4 protein-coding genes and 1 pseudogene are annotated in these 3,771 nt (G+C 68.6%); 1 reads left to right on the forward strand and 4 read right to left on the reverse strand.

Going from position 1 to position 3,771, the window contains the following annotated elements; genetic code table 11:
* The coding region (locus K8V84_RS07595) for a GntR family transcriptional regulator (RefSeq protein WP_304072262.1) at positions 1-773 on the reverse strand (773 nt) is incomplete at its 3' end.
* An 8-nt stretch (positions 774-781) separates the two neighbouring features.
* Entirely contained in the window at positions 782-1,513 is a 732-nt protein-coding gene (locus tag K8V84_RS07600; protein ID WP_304072265.1) for a GntR family transcriptional regulator, read from the reverse strand.
* Positions 1,514-1,834: 321 nt separating this feature from the next.
* Between K8V84_RS07600 and K8V84_RS07605 the strand changes: the two genes are divergently transcribed.
* Entirely contained in the window at positions 1,835-2,092 is a 258-nt protein-coding gene (locus K8V84_RS07605; protein ID WP_304072268.1) for a hypothetical protein, read from the forward strand.
* 201 nt (positions 2,093-2,293) lie between these two features.
* Here the strand turns inward: K8V84_RS07605 and K8V84_RS07610 are convergent, their stop codons facing one another.
* Both K8V84_RS07610 and K8V84_RS07615 read right to left on the reverse strand, forming a co-directional pair.
* The gene (locus K8V84_RS07610; protein WP_304072271.1) at positions 2,294-3,439 is read right to left on the reverse strand and encodes a cystathionine gamma-synthase; all 1,146 of its coding nucleotides are present in this window, start codon (positions 3,437-3,439) and stop codon (positions 2,294-2,296) included.
* A 79-nt stretch (positions 3,440-3,518) separates the two neighbouring features.
* A pseudogene (locus tag K8V84_RS07615) lies at positions 3,519-3,771 on the reverse strand (acyltransferase); the annotation flags it as partial.

A 3,771-nucleotide genomic window follows, 5' to 3' on the forward strand; every position in this document is an offset into this window, starting at 1 on the left:
AGTTCCTCGGGCGCGTCGCCGCCCGAGTACAGCAGTTGGTGGCGGTTGGCCGGCATGAGCGTCTCGGTGAAGCGCAGCGGCCGGTCCCCGTCGTAGGCGGACCGCTCCTGCACCAGCAGTGGGATGCCGGGGCCCAGCCCGAAGGCCTCGGCCTCGTCCGGTGAGGGCATGCGCGCGCCCACTATGTCCCAGTTCCAACCCTCGTGGAGACCCAGGTCGCGCATGACGGCCGCCACTCCGCCCTCCAAGGGTTCGGGGGACATCAGCGCGGTTCCGGAGGCGATCGCGAACGGGAAGTAGGTGATCTGGGACTGCCAGAGACTTCCGTCGACGAAGCGGTCGGAGGAACGGATCACGACGAGGCCGCCGTGCTGTGCACGGTCGTCGGTCTCGTGTCGCAGCCGTTTGGCCACCTTGGGCCGCATGGTGTCCAGGCTGACCTTGATCTTCTCGTCGATGTCGTGGTAACCGGCCTGTAGCAGGCGGGGCTGGTAGCCGGCCTGGAAGCGCTCGGAGTCGCTGCCGCCGGAGACCGGGGTGGCCAGGTGGAGGAACGGCTGGTGGTCGGCGACGAAGGCCCCGCGGCCGGGGACGATGTCGATGCGCCCCTCGTCCTGGAGGATGCGCATGCCCAGGCGCGCCGTGGCTCGGGAGACCCCGAGGTCGTCGGCCAGGTCCTCCTCGCCGGGTAGTCGTTCGCCCGGCTCGTAGTCGCCTCTGGCGAGGGCATCGCGCAGATGGTCGGCGACCAGCGTCTTCTTCGGCGTGCTCATGCGATGCATCAGTCCCGGTGGTAGGCGTTGAGGTCACCGTGCTCGTACTGGTAGCGGATGCTGTTGCCCGCGTACACAGTGTGCACCAACCGGATGGGACGGTCCTCGGAGTAGTCGGTGCGGTGGACCTCCAGGACCGGCACCCCGGGGGTGAGCTCCAGTTGGCTCGCCTCCTGGGGCGTGGGCATCCGGGTCTCCAGTTCGTCCACGTAGCCGACCTGGCGGTGACCGTGTTCCATGAGGACCTCCAGAGCGCTCTCCACGTCCTCGGGCAGCATGAGCGGGGTGCCCTCGACGAGGTCCATCGGGTAGAACGCGGAGCTGACGGAGCCGGATCGGTCGCCGGCGAAACGGTGCAGGCGTCGGACGACCGTCATGGTGCCCTCCGGGACGCGCAGCCGGGGGGCGATGTCGGAGTTGGCGCTGAGGAGTTGGAGCTCCTCCAGGGTCAGCCCGGCGAGGTTGGGCTCGTTGAACCCGCCGGGGCCGCCACGGCTTCGCGTGGCGTAGAAGATCTCGGGGACCACGTCCTGCACGTAATGGCCGCGTCCGGGCCTGCTCACGATGAGGCCCTGGTTGCGCAGCATGCCCAGGGCCAGACGAATGGTGTTGCGGGAGGCCTCGAAGCGCTCCTCCATCTGCTTCTCGGAGGGCAGTTGACCACCCTGCGGGAGGCTTCCCTCCTGGATCTCCCTGCGCAGAGTTCGAGCGATCTGTCGATATCGGCTTTCTGCCCGCATAAGTCCGCCCTCATAGGGGTAAAAGACCAACAACTCAACCTGTACCAACAAGCTGAGAGCTACACCAACCGAACAGGTTCAACCGGTTCCGTTGAGCCCATATTAGTTGAAGGCCACCCGGAGTACACAGTGGATCCCCTCCTCGGTCACTCGACCGAGAAACCCGGGGACACCGCACTCCCCACCGCTCCCGCACGGAACGACAGCGCCGAACAGCAAGAGGGAAAGCCTTCACACCTTGAGATCACAGCCAACGCCCCCTCGGTTCACAGGGGGGCCGACCGGATAGCAGAAGACTCTCCACCCCTTAGGAGAACCGCAATGGAGACCACGTTCATCGCTTTGACCCTCGTCGGCCTGATCCTCCTCGGCCTCGCGGTCGGCTTCTTCCTGGCCATCTCCATCGGCATCCGCCGCCAGGACAGCCGGGGCAGCTACCGCTCGCTGCGAGACGACGACAACGACAGCGCCCTGTCCCACACCAGCCGTTTCGTCTGCGGCCTGCACTTCCGCGACGACGAGGACGAGACCGACACCGCTCCCCTTTCCTCCCAGGGACGCACGCCCACCGCGGCCTGAGGGGAGGGATCCCGGCGGTGACCGCCCAAGGGCCACGACGCCCGTAGGACTCCGACTCGGAGCCATCCCCCACGACCGCGCTCACGACCCGCCCCGACCACGTGGGTCGAAGTGACGACCGCAAGACCAAGCACGCCGCGACGGGCCCGGCGACGACGCCGGGGAACCCGCGCGGCAGCGCCGCGCGGGCCCCGAGAGGGATCAGCCCTCCAGCGCCTGCAACAGATCGGCGACCAGGTCATCCCCGGACTCGATGCCCACGGAGATCCGCACCAGGTCCGCCGGGACCTCCAGCGGTGAACCGGCCGTCGAGGCGTGGGTCATCCGCCCCGGGTGCTCGATGAGGGACTCGACCCCGCCCAGGGACTCCCCGAGCGTGAAGATCCTGGTCCGCTCACACAGCTCCAGTGCCGCCTTCTCCCCATCGCGCAGAGCGAAGGAGACCATCCCACCGAAGGAACGCATCTGCCGCTCGGCGATCTTGTGCCCCGGGTGAGACTCCAGCCCCGGGTAGTACACACGTCGTACCGCGGAGTGGCCCTCCAGGGCCGCCACGACGCGCTCGGCGTTCTCGCTGTGACGGTCCATCCGCACCCCGAGGGTCTTGGCACCGCGCAGCGTCAGCCAGGAGTCGAAGGGGCCCGGAATAGCTCCCATGGTGTTCTGGTGGAAAGCCAGCCGCTCGCCCAACTCGGCGTCTGCCACGACCAGCGCTCCACCGACCACGTCGGAGTGACCACCGACGTACTTGGTGGTGGAGTGCACGACCACGTCCGCGCCCAGCGTGAGCGGCCGCTGCAGGTAGGGCGAGGCGAACGTGTTGTCCACGACGTACAGCGCGCCACCGTCGTGCGCGATCTGGGCGACCGTCTCGATGTCGGTGATGCCCAACAGCGGGTTGGTGGGCGTCTCGGTCCACACGACCTTGGTGTTGGGGCGCATGGCGTCCCGCACCGCGTCGATGTCGGTCTGATCGACCGCGTCCCAGCTGACTCCCCAGCGCTCGATCACCTTGGAGATCAGGCGGAAGGTGCCCCCGTAGGCGTCACCGGGGATGATGATGTGGTCGCCCGGAGACAGGACCGTGCGCAGCAGGGTGTCCTCGGCGGCCATGCCGGAGGCGAAGGCGAGCCCGCGCGATCCGGCCTCCAGTGCGGCGAGGCACTCCTCCAGCGCGGTGCGCGTGGGGTTGGCGGTGCGGGAGTACTCGTATCCCTGCCGCATCCCGCCGACGCCGTCCTGGGCGTAGGTACTCGTCTGGTAGATCGGCACCACCACGGCGCCGGTGCCGGCGTCCGGCTCCTGCCCCGCGTGGATGGCCAGCGTTTCAAACCCGTCGAACTTCATGGGGCCAACAATAGTGCCCAAGGTCCACACGGGACCCGCTGTCAGCTGGGAGGTCTCACACTCCGGACGAGCGGGGAGATCAGGCCGGCGGAAAACGGGTGGGAGAGCCCGGTTCCGGCGGCTCGGCGGGTGCCTCGGGCGGCAGACCGGTGACCGGAGTGGGCACCCGGGTGGGGGTCCCGGTGCTGCGCAGCGGCGGGTCCCAGCCCAGTTCGGGGTCGTGACCGCGCACGACCTTCCCGGGGATACCGGCGATGACGGCGTGGTCGGGGTAGGTGCCGGGGCGCACCACCGTGCCGGCGGCGACCACCGAGTTCTGTCCCAGGTGGACG

It is taken from the genome of Nocardiopsis listeri, assembly GCF_020741345.1.
In the GTDB taxonomy this organism is placed as follows: domain Bacteria; phylum Actinomycetota; class Actinomycetes; order Streptosporangiales; family Streptosporangiaceae; genus Nocardiopsis; species Nocardiopsis listeri_A.